The following is a 15,935-nucleotide window of genomic DNA, read 5'->3' on the forward strand; positions in this document are numbered from 1 at the left end:
GCCCACCAGCGCCATCACGGCGTCGATGGCAGGGGGAGCTGGCCCAGACCGGTATTACTCGGCAGCCATGCGCGCTTCGATGTACGCCAGGGCGCGATCGATGCGGGCAAGCACCCGCTCCTTGCCCACCAGCGCCATCACGGCGTCGATGGCCGGAGATTGACCCAGCCCGGTGACGGCGACGCGCAGCGGCATGCCGACCTTGCCCATGCCCTGACCCAGCTCGGCGGCAGTGGCTTCGATCAGCTCGTGCAGCGCTTCGGTGGTCCAGGTCTCCAGGGCGGCCAGCTTGGCTTTGGCCAGGATCAGCGGCTCGGCAGCCACACCGCGCAGGTGCTTCTTGGCGGCGGCTTCGTCGAGTGCCTCGTACTCCTCGAACAGGTAGCGGCTCTGGGCGGCCATCTCCACCAGGGTGTTGCAACGCTCGGCCAGCAGGGTCACCACCTGAGCCAGGGACGGGCCCGTGCTGGTGTCGATGTGCTGGGCGGCCATATGCCACTCCAGGTACTTGGCGACGTGCGCCGGATCCTGGCTGCGCATGTAGTGGTTGTTGAGCCACAGCAGCTTGTCGGTGTTGAAGGCGGAGGCGGACTTGGAGATGGCATCCAGGCTGAACAGCTTGATCATCTCGTCCAGGCTGAAGATCTCCTGATCGCCGTGGGACCAGCCCAGACGCACCAGGTAGTTCAGCAGCGCTTCCGGCAGGTAGCCGTCGTCGCGGTACTGCATCACGGAGACAGCGCCGTGGCGCTTGGACAGCTTGGCGCCGTCGTCACCCAGGATCATGGAGACGTGGGCAAACTCCGGCACAGGCGCGTTCAGGGCCTTGTAGATATTGATCTGACGCGGGGTGTTGTTGATGTGGTCTTCACCGCGCACCACGTGGGTGATCTCCATGTCCCAGTCGTCCACCACCACGCAGAAGTTGTAGGTGGGGGCGCCGTCGGTGCGGCGGATGATGAGATCGTCGAGCTCGGTGTTGGCAAACTCGATGCGGCCACGGACGTGGTCGTCGAACACCACAGAGCCTTCGGTCGGGTTGCGGAAGCGAATGACGTGGGGCGCATCGGCCGGGTGAGCGTGGGCCGCGTCACGGCACTTGCCGTCATAGCGCGGCTTCTCGCCGTTGGCCATCTGACCTTCGCGCAGAGATTCGAGGCGCTCCTTGGAACAGAAGCACTTGTAGGCACGGCCGTCGGCCAGCATCTCGTCGATGATGCCGTTGTAGCGATCGAAACGCTTGGTCTGGTAGTAGGGGCCCTCATCCCAGTTCAGCTCCAGCCATTCCATGCCCTCAATGATGGCGTCGATCGCCTCCTGAGTGGAACGTTCCAGATCGGTATCCTCGATACGCAGCACGAACTCACCGCCCTGGCTCTTCGCAAACAACCAGGAATAGAGTGCGGTACGGGCACCGCCAACATGCAAGAAGCCGGTCGGGCTGGGAGCAAAACGGGTTTTGACTTTCATCTTTAAGCCTTGTGTAGAGGGCCTTGGGCCAATTCATTAAAAAAACCGTCGCATTTTAGCACCGAGCAACCCGGATGGGAAAACCATGGTACCGCGGAGCCTAAAATAGGCCTGGATCCGGTAAAGACCACTATTTTTGAATGGGATCGCAAAAGTTTCCCTCTTTTTCCGCTTAGCTAGACAAGATTGCTGGAGAGATCTCCCGCCCTGCCGATAATTCAAACAACTTTCTACGTTACAAGGAACGCAAGATGCAGTTTCGTTCTATCCAGAATCGCATCCTGGTGATGGCGGGGATCGCCATGACCACGGCCCTGGTCATCCTGATCCTGCTGAACCAATATTCCGGCAAACAGACCCAGCAGCTGACCATCAGCTCCAGTCGCGCCGCCCTGCAACAGGAGGCCTGGCAGAAGGTGAGTGCCAATGCCCGTGCCGAGGCCGCCACCATCACCCAGCTGCTGCAGAAGGGGCTCTCTTACACCCAGCAGATGGCCAGCGTCTTCGCCCAGCAGCAAGGGGGCAAGCTGCCGCTGGATCGCCAACAGGCCACCGATCTGCTCAAGGCGCAGCTCGCACTCGAACCCCAGCTGTATGGCGCCTTCGCGGGCTTCGAGCCCAATGGCTTCGATGGCCAGGACGCCACCTTCGCCGGTCAGACGGCCCTTGGCAGCGACAGCCAGGGCCGTTTCGTGCCCTACTTCTACCGTGACAAGGGGAGCATCGGCAGCGATCTGCTGCTCTCCATCGAGAAGAGCGACGCGGACGAGTTTGGCAATCCGGCCAACGACTATTACGCCTGCCCGAAACGGGAGGGCCGCTCCTGCCTCATCGACCCCTTCAAGGTGGACATCAACGGCCAGCAGGTGCTGGTGAGCACCATCACCACCCCCATACTGGTGGACGGCCAGTTCAAGGGCGTCGCCGCGCTGGATCTGGCGGTGGACTCCATCAGCCGTCAAGCCCAGTCCCTCAACAGCAACATCTATGACGGCAAAGGCGAGACCCTGATCGTCAGCGCCGCCGGCGTCATCACCGGTACCAGCGGCGATGCCAGCCTGCTCGGCAGCCGCGCCGACAAGCTGCTCGGTGCTGGCTGGCAGCAATACCTCAAGCCGGAGGTGCAGCGCCAGGAGCTCACCGATGCGTTCCGCATCTCGGTGCCCATCGCGGTGCCGGGCATGAGTCGCAATTGGGCCATCATCGTCACCCTGCCCTACAAGGTGGTGCTGGCTGGCGCCGATCAGCTGGCGGAGCAGCTCGCCGACATGAACCGGGCCGCCATGACCCAGCAACTGATCGGTGCCCTGCTGGTGCTGGTGCTGGCCCTCGCCACCATGCTGGTGATCGCCCGCAGCATCACGGGCCCCATCCGCCAGATGGTGAGCCTGGTGGATGACATCGCCGACGGCGAGGGGGATCTCACCAAGCGCCTCAAGACCCAGTCCCAGGACGAGCTGGGGGCCCTGGCCCGCGGCATCAACCGCTTCATCGACAAGCTGCAGGTGCTGCTGGGGGATGTGCAGAAGACCGCGAGCGAAGTCCATCGCCACGCCGGTGACACCGACCGCATCGCCGGCCAGACCGACACCAACCTGCAGCATCACCAGGCGGAGATGGAGCAGATGCTGACTGCGGTGCAGGAGATGTCCTACGTCAGCCAGGAGGTCGCCACCCACGCCAACAACACCGCCGACTCCGCCAAGCAGGCTCAGGGCGCGGCGGATCAGGGCAAGGAGCGCTTCCAGCGGGTGATCCAGTCCATGCACAGGGTCGCTGCCGAAGCAGGCAAGGGCGCCGAGGTGGTGGAAGGGCTGGCCTACGACAGCGAGCAGATCACCAGCATCCTCACGGTGATCCAGGGCATCGCCGATCAAACCAACCTGCTGGCGCTCAACGCCGCCATCGAGGCGGCCCGGGCCGGTGAGCAGGGCCGCGGCTTCGCGGTGGTGGCGGACGAGGTGCGCAAGCTGGCGGGCAATACCCAGCAGGCGGTGCAAAACACCCAGGAGCTGATCGAGAAGATCCGCCACAGTTCGGCCAACGCGGTCAGCGCCATCCAGCAGAGCCAGCAGCTGACCCATCAGGCGGTGGGCGAGGCGGATCTGGCGGAGGCGGCGCTCGGCAGCATCTTCAAGGCCATCGCCACCATCAACGACATGACCTACCAGATAGCCTCCGCCGCCGAGGAGCAGAGCTCGGTTTCCGAGACCGTCTCCGGCAATCTGTCAAAAACCAACGCACTGGCCAACGACATCGCCGAAGATGCGACCAATACGGCCAAAGCCAGCCAGGCCTTGCGCCAGGCGGCCGAGCGTTTACAGCAATTGCTCGGACAATTTCGTCTCAGCTGATAATTTTCATCATCAGGGCTCTCCCCCTCGGGGGCGAGTCCGTTTACCATAGGCGGCATATTTGCCTGATGGCAGGCAATGTAGTGAGAGGTAAATGCCGTGCCCACCCCGGACCGTCGCCCACGTGGCCATAACAGACGAGCCCAGCAGCGTCGCCAAGACGAATCACAAGGAACCCTGCTCCATCGTATCAATGCCGCTACCCTGCCCCTGCGTCAGCGCCTCGGGCAAGGCATGAGTGGCCTGCGTAACAAGGAGGCCAGGACGGCCTCATTCAAGCTGGCCAGCCCGCTGCCGCGCAAGAACACCATTGGCCTGCTGGTATTGGTCCCGCTCTGGTTGCTGGTGCTGATCTGGGAGCCGGCGCCCTCCGCCCCCGGCGTGGCGCCGTCCGGTTCGCTCGCCGTGCCGCTGGCAGTGCCGGCCCAGGCGCTGACCGTCGGCAATGGCAACACCGGCAGTGCGCCGGTTGCCGCCAAGCCGGTCGAGGAGAAGGTGGACGGTACCTGGCTGCAGCACGATGTGCAGGCTGGCGAGACCCTCTACTCCATCTTCCGCAAGTTCGAGCTGCCCGGCGCCGAGCTCAGCCGGCTGATCGCCATCGAGGGACCGGATCGTCCGCTGACCCGGTTGCAGTCAGGCAAGTCGGTGTTCGTGCTGGTGGACGCGGGTCGCCGCATCCAGCGGGTCGAGATCCGCGCCCTGGGTCAGGTGAACTATCGCTACGACCGCCAGGGTGAAGGGTTCGCACTCAAGGAGTGAAACCGCGAGGCATAACGCACTGAAACGGGAGGCCTGGTGCCTCCCGTTTTTTTGAGCCGCAGCCTGAAACAAGCCGCTGACTTCGCAATAGTTTTAGCTCGCTCAAAAAATGAAAAGTGCCAAATTGACAAGGGATCGGGCTTCAGTACAATCGATTGTGCTTTAGACAGGGATTGTACTGCATGCGACTGGGACAAATTGACGTGGTCAGTCATGGGTAGACCCCTGGATTCTAGGCAAATGCTGCCCACCAAGGCGTTAGTTTCATTTTGTTATAGATAGGACTTACCACATGTCTGACATTCGCACCGGCCAAGTAAAATGGTTCAACGAAACCAAGGGTTTTGGCTTCATCGAGCAATCCCAGGGACCGGACGTTTTCGTTCACTTCTCCTCCATCCAGAGCACGGGTTTCAAGACCCTGGCTGAAGGTCAAAAAGTCCAGTTCACCGTGACCCAGGGCAAGAAAGGCCCTCAGGCTGAGAACGTGACCCTGCTCTAAGCCGCGCCAGTGAACCAGTAGGAGGAGACTGCTCCTCCTATTTTTTTGCCCGTCATTCCGCGCCCTGCCTCAGGTGAGCCATTCGCCGCACCTCCCCCCCTTCCCAAGCCACCAAGCGGGATCACGACCCAATGCCCGCCGCGCTGGCCGATGGCCCGAGCATGCTGGCCGGAAACCGGCATAGGTGCTGACAAGCGGATACGACGAAGCATCGCGGCGCGATACGGAATCAATTCAAGGGGATAAAAAGACTGGTGATACTACGAAGAGAGATTGGAGCGGGAAACGAGACTCGAACTCGCGACCCCGACCTTGGCAAGGTCGTGCTCTACCAACTGAGCTATTCCCGCAACAGGATGTCATCTGCACATGATTGGAGCGGGAAACGAGACTCGAACTCGCGACCCCGACCTTGGCAAGGTCGTGCTCTACCAACTGAGCTATTCCCGCATCGGAATATCATCTGCAGCTTACTAATACGTATTGGAGCGGGAAACGAGACTCGAACTCGCGACCCCGACCTTGGCAAGGTCGTGCTCTACCAACTGAGCTATTCCCGCAACAGGATGTCATCTGCACATGATTGGAGCGGGAAACGAGACTCGAACTCGCGACCCCGACCTTGGCAAGGTCGTGCTCTACCAACTGAGCTATTCCCGCAACGAAATATCATCTGCAAAATCGTACTAAAAGCATTGGAGCGGGAAACGAGACTCGAACTCGCGACCCCGACCTTGGCAAGGTCGTGCTCTACCAACTGAGCTATTCCCGCAACATAGGTTGTCTTGAGGTGCTTGCTGATGATTGGAGCGGGAAACGAGACTCGAACTCGCGACCCCGACCTTGGCAAGGTCGTGCTCTACCAACTGAGCTATTCCCGCATCGGAACATCATCGGCAAATTTTTTGGAGCGGGAAACGAGACTCGAACTCGCGACCCCGACCTTGGCAAGGTCGTGCTCTACCAACTGAGCTATTCCCGCAACTACCTTAAAACGGCCGTACAGCATTTGGTTGCTTGCGCTACTGTACGGGAGCCGAATTATAAGAGCAGTCATTCCAATTGCAAGGGCTTTTTTGTCACTGTGCAGCCGTTCGCTCAAAAGCTGTCCGAACTGCCGATTTTAGCAACCGGGGGATGCCAAGCCCTTGCCGGCAACTCAGATTTTGAACACGTGGCTGCGGTAGAACTGCAGCTCGGCGATGGATTCACGGATGTCGTCAAGGGCCTGGTGGGAGCCACTCTTGGTGAACTGATCCAGCAGTTCTGGCTGCCAGCGACGGACCAGCTCCTTGATGGTGCTGACGTCGACGTTGCGGTAGTGGAAGAAGGCTTCCAGCTCCGCCATGTGCCTGACCATGAAGCGGCGATCCTGGCCGATGCTGTTGCCACACAGGGGGCTGGTGCGCTCCGGCACCCACTCCTGAATGAACGCCAGCGTCTCGGCAACGGCGCGCGCCTCGTCGTATTCACTCGCCTTGACCCTGGCCACCAGACCGCTCTTGGTGTGGGTGTTGACGTTCCAGTCATCCATCTTGGCAAGCTCGTCGTCGCTCTGGTGGATGGCGATGACGGGCCCCTGTGCCAGCACGTTCAGATCCTTGTCGGTGACGATGGTGGCGATCTCCAGTACCACGTTCTCTTCGGGGTCCAGACCCGTCATCTCCATGTCGATCCATACCAGGTTCTGCTCGCTGACTGTCATGATTGCTCTCTCTAGTGGGAGGAATGGCGGAATTTTGCCAATTTGCATGTATCATACTGGCTTTGGATCTGTTCATAAACTGGCGAATCGAGTGGCAAAGAAAGCAAAACTCAATCTGGGTCAACAAAGGCGTGTCCAGGCCAACCGCGAACGGCGGCTGCAAAAAGATCACAGTACCGTGGTCGATGACACCCTGTTTGGCCCGGCCATCGAGGGGGTGGTGATCAGCCGCTTCGGTCAGCATGCGGACGTCGAGGCCGTCGATGGCACCATCCACCGCAGCAACCTGCGCCGCAGCAGCATCAGCAGCCTGGTGTGCGGTGACAAGGTGGTCTGGCGTCCCGGTCTCAATGCCGCCACCGCCGGCGTCATCGAGGCGGTGCATCCGCGCCACTCGGTGCTGACCCGGCCGGACTTCTACGACGGGGTCAAACCCATCGCCGCCAACATCGACCAGATCATCATCGTCTCGGCGGTGATGCCGGAATTCTCCACCAACATCGTCGACCGCTATCTGGTGGCCGCCGAGGACGTGGAGATCCAGCCGCTCATCGTGCTGAACAAGGTCGACATGCTCGATGACGCGGCTCGCCTGCGCATCGAGGGCCAGCTCGCCCCCTACCGCAAGCTCGGCTATCAGGTGATCCTGGTGAGCTGCGAGAGCGGCGAAGGGCTCGATGAGCTCAAAGCCCAGTTTGAAGGCAAGATCAGCATCTTCGTCGGCCAGTCCGGGGTCGGCAAGTCGTCGCTCACCAACGCCCTGATGCCGGGGCTGGATGTACTCACCGGCGAGATCTCCGAAAATTCGGGACTCGGTACCCACACCACCACCACGGCGCGGCTCTATCACTTCCCGAGCGGCGGCGATCTGATCGATTCTCCCGGGATCCGCGAGTTCGCACTCTGGCATCTGGAAGCGGATCGCATCACCTGGTGCTTCGTCGAGTTTCGTGACTACCTGGGTGGCTGCCGATTCCGTGACTGCACCCACAAGAACGATCCCGGCTGCGCCCTGCGGGCGGCGGTCGACAGCGGCGCCATCAGCGCGGATCGCTTCCACAACTATCACCGCATCCTGGAAACCATGCAGGAAGCCCGCCACGGTCGGCAACAAGCCCGGCTGTGACCCATTCAACGAATTCTGTAGATGAAGATCATGAGCATCACTGACAACCTGAAAATTGCCGGTCAATACTGCCTGCCCAAACACGCGCTCTCCCGTCTGGTGGGCAAGCTCGCGGCCGCCGAAGCTGGCAACCTCACCACCAAGGTAATCGAAGCTTTTATCAAACAATACCAGGTCGACATGAGCGAAGCGCTCCATGAGGCGCCGGCGTTTTACAAGAGCTTCAACGCCTTCTTCACCCGTGAGCTCAAGCCGGGGATCCGCCCGGTGGTGGACGATGCCATGACCCTGGCGCTGCCGGTGGATGGCACCGTCAGCCAGCTCGGCCCCATCCATCAGGGCCGCATCATCCAGGCCAAGGGCCACGACTACAGCGCCCGCGAGCTGCTGGGTGGTTATGACGACCTGGTGGCGCCGTTCAAGGATGGTGACTTTGCCACCATCTACTTGGCCCCCAAGGATTATCACCGCATCCACATGCCGCTGGACGGCGTGCTGGAGAGCATGGTGTTCGTGCCCGGCGATCTGTTCTCCGTCAACCCGCTCACCGCCGAGAACGTGCCGAACCTGTTCGCCCGCAACGAGCGGGTGGTGGCCACCTTCCGCACTCCCCATGGCCCCATGGCGCTGGTGCTGGTCGGTGCCACTATCGTCGCCAGCATCGAGACCATCTGGGCCGGCAACATAGCGCCGACCAAGCACAAGGAAGTGGTGCGCTGGGACTACACAGGCGATGAGGCGATCACCCTGCAAAAAGGGGCTGAGATGGGCCTGTTCAAGCTCGGCAGCACCGTCGTCTGCCTGTTTGGCCCGGGTATGTTGGCCAATTTCGAGCCCCATCTGACCACGGGCGTGACCACCCGTATGGGCCAGCCATTTGCCAAACTGGCGGTTGACGCATGAGCGAGCAACCCATCCCGGCACAAAAGAAGAATCCGCTGCACGGGCTGACCCTGGAGGCGATCGTCACCGCACTGGTCGCCCACTACGGTTGGGAGAAACTGGGGCAGGAGATCAACATCCTGTGCTTCACCAAGGATCCCAGCATCAAGTCCAGCCTGAAATTCTTGCGCAAGACCCCCTGGGCGCGGGAGAAGGTCGAGAGCCTTTATCTCTACGTCCAGCGTAAACAGGCCAAGCAGAAGGAAGACCCTCATGGCGTTTAAAATTACCTACACCTACGGCAAAAAAACCAAAGAGATCGGCTACGCCAACGACAAGTTCAACAGCATCTACGATGCCATTGCCGCCGCCGAAGGGATCAATCTGGCCAGCTTCCACGCCATGGAAGCCCAGCTGGCCCAGGTCTGCCGCCGCGACAAGAAGAGCGTGAAGGATTACCGGGAGAACTACTTCAAGGAGTTGGGCTTCTCCAACATCGTCATCGAACGGGATGGCCAGGAGTAATATGCGCACCCTGACCCTGATGGCTGCCTCCCTGCTGCTGGCGGCCTGCAGCACACCGACACAACACCTGGTCGGCAACGATCAGGATGCCCACGGCTGCCGTGCCAGCGCCGGCTATCAATGGTCTGCCCTGACCAACCAGTGCGTGCGGCTGTTCGAACAGGCGGTGCGCCTGCAATCCCTCGAGGCCAGCGAGACCGGCAGCGCCTTCGTGCTGTTCAACGCCGATCAGAGCCAGGCCGAACTGACCCTGCCGAGCGGCAAGCAAATCAGGCTCGTTCGCCATGGGGACGAGGGCGACTGGTCCTGGCAGGGGGGCGACTACCAGCTCTTCCCCTGGAAGGGCTATGTACTCAAATCCGGTGAGCAGGCGCTGTTTCACGGTGACAGCGCGCTCTGATGGCCAGCTAGCCTTCCCACAAAGCCCTCGGCCCTGCCGGGGGCTTTTGTTTATGGGCGGCGGCACCATCCGCGTACCGGCTTAAGTGACGTGGAGGAGTGGACGGCCACCTCTTACCACCGGAGAGTCCAAAAACAAAAACCCCGTTGCAGGCAACGGGGTTTTTCGTACCGGTCGCCAGACGTGCCGGCGGCGGGGCAGGATCAGTTGCCGAGGGTGGCAAACAGGCTCTGCTCCAGGCTGCCGCGGGAGACGCAGACCGGCGTGATGGAGGGGGCCTGCACGCGCTCGCCGGAGGACTCGACGAAGTAGAGCTGGGTGTTGCCCTTGACGTTGACGGTGGCCACGCTGTTGTTGCCGCTCTGGGTGATGATCAGGTTGATCTGCAGATTCGGGTTGCCCAGCGCCACTTTGGCACCCATGGTGCCGCAATCCAGCCACTCCAGGCCATCGGCCGAGTTCTCGACGTTGGCGGTCATCAGACCGGAGCCACGCTGGCTGTTCTCGATGTTCAGGCCGTGATCGCCAAACCACTTCTCAGCGCGGGCCCACACCAGATCGACCGGGATCTGCATCTCCTGGGTGTTGTTGGTCGCCTTGGCAACCGGCGGGGTATAGCGATACTGCTCGCCGCCATTGTTGTCACTGGCACAACCTACCATCAGCAGGGCCAGGGCGCCCCCCATTATCTTCTTCATGCTGCTTCTCTCGTCCATAAGGCCATCGGCCAACCGGCGGCTATTATGGCGTCCGCAACACGGACTGTCAGCAGGGATCCACATAAATGGCGGACTCTTAACCCACGCTTTACAAAACTGGCCTGTTATCATAGATTTGCTCGAAGTCTCCCCCGTGAGTGCTCACGTGAATTCTTTGCTCTCCCTGGCGCTGCTGCAGCAGATCATCGACCAGTTACCCATGAATATCTTCTGCCGGGATACACACGGACGGTACCTGTTCGCCAATAAAGTCTTCGCAAGGGAGGCCGGGCTGCAGCACCCCCACGAACTCGTCGGCAAACTGGATGCCGAGATGCCCTGGGGCGACGCATTCAGGGAAGAAGATCAGCGCCTGCTGGCCGAAGGCAACCCCCTGCTCCATCAACAACTGCACTGCCACAGTGGCGACGCCACCGGCTGGATGGAGATCCACAAGGTGCCGCTCTATGACGAGCAAGGGAAGCCGCTCGCCCTGTTCGCCATGATCAGCGCGATAGACAAGCGCAAGGAGCTGGAGCAGACCTTTCGCCAGCAACAGCTGTTGCAGCGCCGGCTGCTCGATGCCATCCCCGACCCCATCCGGCTGGAAGATCACCAGGGCGTGCTCATCGACTGCAATCAGGCCTTTCTCGACTTCATGGGGCTGACGGCGAGCGAGGCGATCGGCCATCGCGTTGCCCCCCGCCTGCCCATCGAGCAGGCACTGGGACGGGGTGAATACTGCCTGATGGATGCTCACGGTCAGGGCCGTCACCTGGAGATAATCCGGGTCGAGGTGCCGGACGACGAGGGCAACTCCCTCGGCATTCTCACCCTGAGCCGCGACATCACCGGGCTGCGCACCACCCAGGCCCAGCTGCAGCAGGAGCAACATTACGACAGCCTCACCGGCCTGCTCAAGCTCTCCCACTTCCTGCAGACCAGCCGCCACCTCGGTGCCCGCAAGGCCAGCCTGCTGCTGGTCGATCTGCAGCATTTTCGCGAAATCAACGATCGCTTCGGCATCCGGATCGCCGATCGCCTGCTCAGCCAGGTCGCTCGCCGTCTGCAACGGCTGGCACCGCCCCAGTCCCTGCTGTGCCGGGTCGCGGCGGACGACTTCGCCCTGCTGCTGCCGGAGCTCCCCCTCTCCCTGAGTGACTGGAGCCGCAACCTGCAGCATGAGCTGATGACCCCCTATCAGGTCGAGGAGCACAGGATCCAGATCCCGGTCTTCCTCGGCATCGCCCACGGCCAGGCCAAGGATGCCGAACGCCTGCTGAGCCACGCCGAGGCTGCGCTGGCACAGGGCAAGCGCCAGCAGCAGCACTGTACCCTGTTCGATCCCGAGCTCGATGCCAGGCTCAAACGCCGCCAGCTCATCGCCGCCCAGCTGCCGCTGGCCATCAAGTCTGCCGAGCTGACCGCGGTCTATCAGCCGATCATCTGCACCCACGGCAACCAGTTGCACGGTGCCGAGCTGCTGTGCCGCTGGCCCCACCCCGAATTTGGCATGATCTCCCCCGACGAGTTCATTCCCCTGGCGGAGGAGCTCGGCCTCATCGGCCAGCTCGGTCAGCTGATGCTGGAGCTGGGTTGCGCCCAGCTGGCACGCTGGCAACTGGTGGCGCCGGATCTGGTGCTCTCTATCAACCTGTCGCCGCTGCAGTTCCGTGATCCCGATCTGTGCCAGCAGATCTTCGCCTGCATCGAGCGCCACGGGCTCGCCCCCTGGCAGCTGGAGCTGGAGATCACCGAAGGGGTGTTGATGGAGAATGCCGACGAGATAGAGAGCAACCTCGCCAGCCTGATCGAGGCCGGTTTCCATCTCGCCATCGATGACTTTGGTACCGGTTACTGCTCGCTGGCATATCTGCCACGGTTGCAGGTAGCGACCCTCAAGCTGGACAGGAGCTTCACCCAGGGGCTGGCGACCAACCAGGCCACCACCGCCATCGTCCGCTCCGTCATCGGCCTAGGTCACGAACTCGGCATCAAGATCACCGCCGAAGGGGTGGAGACCCAGGAGCAGCAAGAATGGCTGGCTCAGGCGGGGTGCGATCGACTGCAAGGCTACCTGTTCAGCCGCCCGCTGCCCCCCGAGCAGTTTGCCCGCGACTACCGGCTACTCGCCGTCCTCTGAGGCACACACAGCAAAAAGGCCACATCGAGTGGCCTTTTTTATACCTCCCTCCAGGAGAGAGCCGGAGTGAGGGATTGTTATTCCTGGAAGTAGGTGCCCCAACCGTCGTAATCCACACCGTATTTTTTGAGGGATGACGGTCAGCATCTTCTCGATGCTGGTGGCCGGAGCGAACCTGGAAGTAGGTGCCCCAACCGTCGTAATCCACGCCGTATTTTTCGAGGGATAACGGTCAGCATCTTCTCGATGCTGGTGGCCGGAGCGAACCGATTTATTCCTGGAAGTAGGTGCCCCAACCGTCGTAATCCACACCGTATTTTTTGAGGGATAACGGTCAGCATCTTCTCGATGCAGGTGGCCGGAGCGAACCGGTTTATTCCTGGAAGTAGGTGCCCCAACCGTCGTAATCCACGCCGTATTTTTCGAGGATCGGCAGCATTTTTTCGATATCGGCGACTATGGTCTCGATATCCAGCTTGCGTACCAGGGTGGCGTCAAAGCAGAAGATGGGCGCGCCATCATCCAGCTCCATCTCCTCGGCATCGGTCACTTCGAAACCGGCCTTGAACAGGTCGACGGCAGCCTTCTCCAGCAGATCGAAATCCTGACAGGCAAAGTGGTGCTCAATCTCGTAATCCATATCCGCATTGCTGCCGTCGGCCAGCAGCTCGTTGACGATGGCAGTGGTCTCTTCGCGCCACTCTTGCATGTTGATACTCATATAAACCCCAGACGGTATTGGATGGATGTCGACACCCGGCTGGCGGCACGCTGCGGCAGATCCGCGCGGGTTGGCCGCCAGGGGCATGGTTGCGGCAAAGCATACCCGCAGAGCGCATCCGGCTCAATGCGAGGAACCAAGATAACCGCCGGGCAGCGCAGGCATATTCACGGGTGAGTGAAGGCAATGAACAAGCGACGGACGAATACGGGCAACAAGCGGTCACATTGTTCGGATATCGAGCGAACGATACGACTATCTTCGTCCTGCGGTTGACACCTTCGCCCAGAAAGGGTTTAATGCGCGCCGTTGCCCAGATAGCTCAGTCGGTAGAGCAGGGGATTGAAAATCCCCGTGTCGGCGGTTCGATTCCGTCTCTGGGCACCAATAATTCCTCCTTAGTTCAGTCGGTAGAACGGCGGACTGTTAATCCGTATGTCACTGGTTCAAGTCCAGTAGGAGGAGCCAAATTCGAAAGGCCCGCTCATCTGAGCGGGCCTTTCTGCATCTGCCTTTCTCTCGCCCTCATCCTCAGTAGCGATTCTCGTCTCCATGCCAGACATGCCCCGCATGACAAGCCCGTGCGACCTCATGACAGGGATCATCGGCATGACTGCGGAAGAAATGCTGATCCTGCTGCAGCAGGAACGCACTCATCGAGTGGCTGATCCCGGCCAGTGCCTCGCCGGCAGTCAACCCTGCCATCCGGTGATCGGTGGCCAAATGGGCCAGAACTTTTTCACGACTATTCATGATCGCCTCCCTCGTTGAATCGAGTCGTGAATTGACCATAGCAGCAGGTGTCCGGCTACCGCAAACCCGCACCAGCAAAGGGCCCCAGCCTAGTCCTACCGTGCCGGCCGAGCGACTTTTCCCCGAGCAATGCCCATGCAAAAGGCCCACTCGAGTGAGCGGGCCTTTTGCACTCTTGCTAACCGCCGTTACAGGCCGCCAGCAGCAGGGTGGCCCCGCAGGTGGCGCTGAATACCAGCAACCCCGCCTGCAGCACTCCCTCCGGATCTGTCTGCTTCCTTTTCTTCCTGAACCTTATCCATTTAGGCTTCATCGAGCCCACCTCATCCTATTGTGAGTCAGCGCCCCTGCCCTCCTCGGCAGGCCGCTCATCTTTGTCCGCACGCCCCCCTTCGTCAATCACCCCGGCACAATAAATATCCTCGCGCGCCGCACCAAAGCTCCGAAGAGAGAGCTCGCTATCAAGGTGTTAACAATCTGGAAAACCGGCGTGACCCGTTTGCGTGCCAGGGCTATCATGAGGCCGACGATTTCCGACCCCAGGGAGACCCCGGATGAGCAGCCCCTTGCATTACGTGTTGGATGGTATCCATTGCGAGCCACATTTCTTCAGCGTGCCCCTCGACCACCAGCAACCGGACGATGAGGAGACCCTCACCCTGTTTGGCCGCACTCTCTGTCGCCAGGACAAGCTGGATGACGACCTGCCCTGGCTGCTCTATCTGCAAGGCGGCCCCGGCTTTGGCGCCCCGCGCCCGAGCGCCAACAGCGGCTGGATCAAGCGGGCCCTGCAGGAGTTTCGGATACTGCTGCTCGATCAGCGCGGTACCGGCCACTCCAGCCCCATCCACGCCGAGGCTCTTGCCCATCTCGACCCGCACCAGCAGGCGGACTACCTCAGCCATTTTCGCGCCGACAGCATAGTGCGGGACGCCGAGCTCATCCGCGAGCAGCTGAGTCCGGACAGTCCCTGGAGCCTGCTCGGCCAGAGCTTCGGTGGATTCTGCAGCCTGACCTACCTCTCCCTGTTCCCGGACAGCCTGCACGAGGTCTACCTCACCGGCGGGGTGGCCCCCATCGGCCGCAGCGCGGACGAGGTCTATCGCGCCACCTACCAGCGGGTGGCGGACAAGAACCGCGCCTTCTTCACCCGCTTCCCCCACGCCCAGGCCATCGCCAACCGGCTGGCGACTCACCTGCATCGCCACGACGTGCGCCTGCCGAACGGCCAGCGCCTGACGGTGGAGCAGTTGCAGCAGCAGGGGCTGGATCTCGGCGCCAGCGGCGCCTTCGAGGAGCTCTACTACCTGCTGGAGGATGCCTTCATCGGCGAACGGCTCAACCCCGCCTTCCTCTACCAGGTGCAGGCCATGCAGCCGTTCAACACCAACCCGGTGTTCGCCATCTTGCACGAGCTCATCTATTGCGAAGGGGCGGCCAGCAACTGGGCGGCCGAGCGAGTCAGGGGCGAGTATCCGGCCCTGGCCTGGGCACCGGGCAAGGACTTCGCCTTCACCGGCGAGATGATCTTCCCCTGGATGTTCGAGCAGTTCCGCGAGCTCGCCCCCTTGAAAGAAGCCGCTCATCAGCTGGCCAGCAAGAAGGACTGGGGCCGGCTCTACGATCCCGCCCAGCTCGCCCGCAACCGGGTGCCGGTGGCCTGCGCCGTCTATGCCGAGGACATGTACGTCGAGTTCGACTACAGCCGCGAGACCCTCAAGGGACTGGCCAACAGCCGCGCCTGGATCACCAACGAATACGAACACAACGGCCTGCGGGTCGACGGTGAGCAGATCCTGGACCGGCTCATCCGCCTGAACCGGGATCGCTGATCCCGGCCAGCCCGGGCACCCAACAATAAGACCGAGGGCGGCCCATGAGCCGCCCCCCCTGT

General features: G+C 61.4%; 16 protein-coding genes and 9 tRNA genes. 12 read left to right on the plus strand and 13 right to left on the minus strand.

What is annotated here, in order from left to right:
- Positions 1 to 54: 54 nt before the first annotated feature.
- Positions 55 to 1,470: a glutamate--tRNA ligase gene (gene gltX, locus ACZ9IL_RS13350; RefSeq protein ID WP_476003946.1), complete on the minus strand. Its 1,416-nt coding sequence runs from the start codon at positions 1,468 to 1,470 to the stop codon at positions 55 to 57.
- Positions 1,471 to 1,721: 251 nt separating this feature from the next.
- Between gltX and ACZ9IL_RS13355 the strand changes: the two genes are divergently transcribed.
- The 3 genes from ACZ9IL_RS13355 (at position 1,722) to ACZ9IL_RS13365 (ending at position 5,088) form a co-directional block, all read left to right on the plus strand.
- Positions 1,722 to 3,824 (plus strand): methyl-accepting chemotaxis protein, encoded by a 2,103-nt coding sequence (locus ACZ9IL_RS13355; RefSeq protein WP_476003947.1) that lies wholly within the window; start codon positions 1,722 to 1,724, stop codon positions 3,822 to 3,824.
- 99 nt (positions 3,825 to 3,923) lie between these two features.
- Entirely contained in the window at positions 3,924 to 4,586 is a 663-nt protein-coding gene (locus ACZ9IL_RS13360; RefSeq protein WP_476003948.1) for a LysM-like peptidoglycan-binding domain-containing protein, read from the plus strand.
- A 292-nt stretch (positions 4,587 to 4,878) separates the two neighbouring features.
- Complete coding sequence (locus ACZ9IL_RS13365) at positions 4,879 to 5,088, plus strand: cold-shock protein (protein ID WP_005327092.1); 210 nt, start codon at positions 4,879 to 4,881, stop codon at positions 5,086 to 5,088.
- A 274-nt stretch (positions 5,089 to 5,362) separates the two neighbouring features.
- Here ACZ9IL_RS13365 and ACZ9IL_RS13370 read toward each other — a convergent pair.
- From ACZ9IL_RS13370 to orn, 8 genes are all read right to left on the minus strand, one after another.
- Positions 5,363 to 5,438: transfer RNA gene (locus ACZ9IL_RS13370), tRNA-Gly, on the minus strand.
- Positions 5,439 to 5,462: 24 nt separating this feature from the next.
- Positions 5,463 to 5,538 (minus strand) — tRNA-Gly (locus ACZ9IL_RS13375).
- Between the two features lie 34 nt (positions 5,539 to 5,572).
- A tRNA-Gly gene (locus tag ACZ9IL_RS13380) sits at positions 5,573 to 5,648 on the minus strand.
- A 24-nt stretch (positions 5,649 to 5,672) separates the two neighbouring features.
- A tRNA-Gly gene (locus tag ACZ9IL_RS13385) sits at positions 5,673 to 5,748 on the minus strand.
- A gap of 36 nt (positions 5,749 to 5,784) precedes the next feature.
- A tRNA-Gly gene (locus tag ACZ9IL_RS13390) sits at positions 5,785 to 5,860 on the minus strand.
- A 33-nt stretch (positions 5,861 to 5,893) separates the two neighbouring features.
- A tRNA-Gly gene (locus ACZ9IL_RS13395) sits at positions 5,894 to 5,969 on the minus strand.
- Positions 5,970 to 5,994: 25 nt separating this feature from the next.
- A tRNA-Gly gene (locus ACZ9IL_RS13400) sits at positions 5,995 to 6,070 on the minus strand.
- A gap of 177 nt (positions 6,071 to 6,247) precedes the next feature.
- Positions 6,248 to 6,793, minus strand: a complete 546-nt coding sequence (orn, locus tag ACZ9IL_RS13405) for an oligoribonuclease (RefSeq protein ID WP_476003949.1) — start codon at positions 6,791 to 6,793, stop codon at positions 6,248 to 6,250.
- 91 nt (positions 6,794 to 6,884) lie between these two features.
- On the opposite strand from orn, the gene rsgA reads away from it, so the two are divergent.
- Genes rsgA through ACZ9IL_RS13430 form a run of 5 tightly spaced genes read left to right on the plus strand, consistent with a single transcriptional unit; the run spans position 6,885 to position 9,726 of the window.
- Positions 6,885 to 7,919 (plus strand): small ribosomal subunit biogenesis GTPase RsgA, encoded by a 1,035-nt coding sequence (gene rsgA / locus ACZ9IL_RS13410; protein WP_476003950.1) that lies wholly within the window; start codon positions 6,885 to 6,887, stop codon positions 7,917 to 7,919.
- A 30-nt stretch (positions 7,920 to 7,949) separates the two neighbouring features.
- Positions 7,950 to 8,822, plus strand: a complete 873-nt coding sequence (gene asd / locus ACZ9IL_RS13415) for an archaetidylserine decarboxylase (protein WP_476005353.1) — start codon at positions 7,950 to 7,952, stop codon at positions 8,820 to 8,822.
- A complete protein-coding gene (locus ACZ9IL_RS13420; protein ID WP_476003951.1) occupies positions 8,819 to 9,085 on the plus strand; it encodes a VF530 family protein in 267 nt (88 codons plus the stop codon). Before asd ends, ACZ9IL_RS13420 begins: the two co-directional genes overlap by 4 nt.
- A complete protein-coding gene (locus ACZ9IL_RS13425) occupies positions 9,075 to 9,326 on the plus strand; it encodes a DUF2960 domain-containing protein (RefSeq protein ID WP_033129570.1) in 252 nt (83 codons plus the stop codon). Before ACZ9IL_RS13420 ends, ACZ9IL_RS13425 begins: the two co-directional genes overlap by 11 nt.
- 1 nt (position 9,327) lies before the next feature.
- Positions 9,328 to 9,726 (plus strand): hypothetical protein, encoded by a 399-nt coding sequence (locus tag ACZ9IL_RS13430; protein WP_476003952.1) that lies wholly within the window; start codon positions 9,328 to 9,330, stop codon positions 9,724 to 9,726.
- A gap of 203 nt (positions 9,727 to 9,929) precedes the next feature.
- On the opposite strand, the gene ACZ9IL_RS13435 is transcribed toward ACZ9IL_RS13430, so the two are convergent.
- A complete protein-coding gene (locus ACZ9IL_RS13435; RefSeq protein ID WP_476003953.1) occupies positions 9,930 to 10,424 on the minus strand; it encodes a hypothetical protein in 495 nt (164 codons plus the stop codon).
- Between the two features lie 166 nt (positions 10,425 to 10,590).
- On the opposite strand from ACZ9IL_RS13435, the gene ACZ9IL_RS13440 reads away from it, so the two are divergent.
- A complete protein-coding gene (locus tag ACZ9IL_RS13440) occupies positions 10,591 to 12,567 on the plus strand; it encodes a putative bifunctional diguanylate cyclase/phosphodiesterase (protein ID WP_476003954.1) in 1,977 nt (658 codons plus the stop codon).
- Between the two features lie 373 nt (positions 12,568 to 12,940).
- Here the strand turns inward: ACZ9IL_RS13440 and rraB are convergent, their stop codons facing one another.
- Positions 12,941 to 13,276: a ribonuclease E inhibitor RraB gene (rraB, locus tag ACZ9IL_RS13445; protein ID WP_476005354.1), complete on the minus strand. Its 336-nt coding sequence runs from the start codon at positions 13,274 to 13,276 to the stop codon at positions 12,941 to 12,943.
- Between the two features lie 323 nt (positions 13,277 to 13,599).
- Between rraB and ACZ9IL_RS13450 the strand changes: the two genes are divergently transcribed.
- A tRNA-Phe gene (locus ACZ9IL_RS13450) sits at positions 13,600 to 13,675 on the plus strand.
- 5 nt (positions 13,676 to 13,680) lie between these two features.
- Positions 13,681 to 13,756: transfer RNA gene (locus ACZ9IL_RS13455), tRNA-Asn, on the plus strand.
- Positions 13,757 to 13,819: 63 nt separating this feature from the next.
- Here the strand turns inward: ACZ9IL_RS13455 and ACZ9IL_RS13460 are convergent.
- Both ACZ9IL_RS13460 and ACZ9IL_RS13465 read right to left on the minus strand, forming a co-directional pair.
- Complete coding sequence (locus tag ACZ9IL_RS13460) at positions 13,820 to 14,041, minus strand: hypothetical protein (protein WP_033129567.1); 222 nt, start codon at positions 14,039 to 14,041, stop codon at positions 13,820 to 13,822.
- A 178-nt stretch (positions 14,042 to 14,219) separates the two neighbouring features.
- Positions 14,220 to 14,354 carry a hypothetical protein gene (locus ACZ9IL_RS13465; RefSeq protein WP_152599024.1) on the minus strand — a complete coding sequence of 45 codons (135 nt, stop codon included), beginning with the start codon at positions 14,352 to 14,354 and terminating at the stop codon, positions 14,220 to 14,222.
- 241 nt (positions 14,355 to 14,595) lie between these two features.
- Between ACZ9IL_RS13465 and ACZ9IL_RS13470 the strand changes: the two genes are divergently transcribed.
- Positions 14,596 to 15,873, plus strand: a complete 1,278-nt coding sequence (locus ACZ9IL_RS13470) for an alpha/beta hydrolase (protein ID WP_476003955.1) — start codon at positions 14,596 to 14,598, stop codon at positions 15,871 to 15,873.
- The last annotated feature ends 62 nt before the right edge of the window (positions 15,874 to 15,935 follow it).

This window comes from Aeromonas sp. TECH754, from assembly GCF_056279295.1.

Excerpts from the sequence above, each read along its gene's own strand:
- ACZ9IL_RS13425 (WP_033129570.1), top strand. The coding sequence starts at position 9,075 with ATGGCGTTTAAAATTACCTACACCTACGGCAAAAAAACCAAAGAGATC.
- ACZ9IL_RS13460 (WP_033129567.1), bottom strand. The coding sequence starts at position 14,041 with ATGAATAGTCGTGAAAAAGTTCTGGCCCATTTGGCCACCGATCACCGG.
- ACZ9IL_RS13435 (WP_476003953.1), bottom strand. The coding sequence starts at position 10,424 with ATGAAGAAGATAATGGGGGGCGCCCTGGCCCTGCTGATGGTAGGTTGT.
- orn (WP_476003949.1), bottom strand. The coding sequence starts at position 6,793 with ATGACAGTCAGCGAGCAGAACCTGGTATGGATCGACATGGAGATGACG.
- ACZ9IL_RS13465 (WP_152599024.1), bottom strand. The coding sequence starts at position 14,354 with ATGAAGCCTAAATGGATAAGGTTCAGGAAGAAAAGGAAGCAGACAGAT.
- gltX (WP_476003946.1), bottom strand. The coding sequence starts at position 1,470 with ATGAAAGTCAAAACCCGTTTTGCTCCCAGCCCGACCGGCTTCTTGCAT.
- ACZ9IL_RS13365 (WP_005327092.1), top strand. The coding sequence starts at position 4,879 with ATGTCTGACATTCGCACCGGCCAAGTAAAATGGTTCAACGAAACCAAG.
- ACZ9IL_RS13430 (WP_476003952.1), top strand. The coding sequence starts at position 9,328 with ATGCGCACCCTGACCCTGATGGCTGCCTCCCTGCTGCTGGCGGCCTGC.
- asd (WP_476005353.1), top strand. The coding sequence starts at position 7,950 with ATGAGCATCACTGACAACCTGAAAATTGCCGGTCAATACTGCCTGCCC.
- ACZ9IL_RS13470 (WP_476003955.1), top strand. The coding sequence starts at position 14,596 with ATGAGCAGCCCCTTGCATTACGTGTTGGATGGTATCCATTGCGAGCCA.
- ACZ9IL_RS13355 (WP_476003947.1), top strand. The coding sequence starts at position 1,722 with ATGCAGTTTCGTTCTATCCAGAATCGCATCCTGGTGATGGCGGGGATC.
- ACZ9IL_RS13420 (WP_476003951.1), top strand. The coding sequence starts at position 8,819 with ATGAGCGAGCAACCCATCCCGGCACAAAAGAAGAATCCGCTGCACGGG.
- rraB (WP_476005354.1), bottom strand. The coding sequence starts at position 13,276 with ATGCAAGAGTGGCGCGAAGAGACCACTGCCATCGTCAACGAGCTGCTG.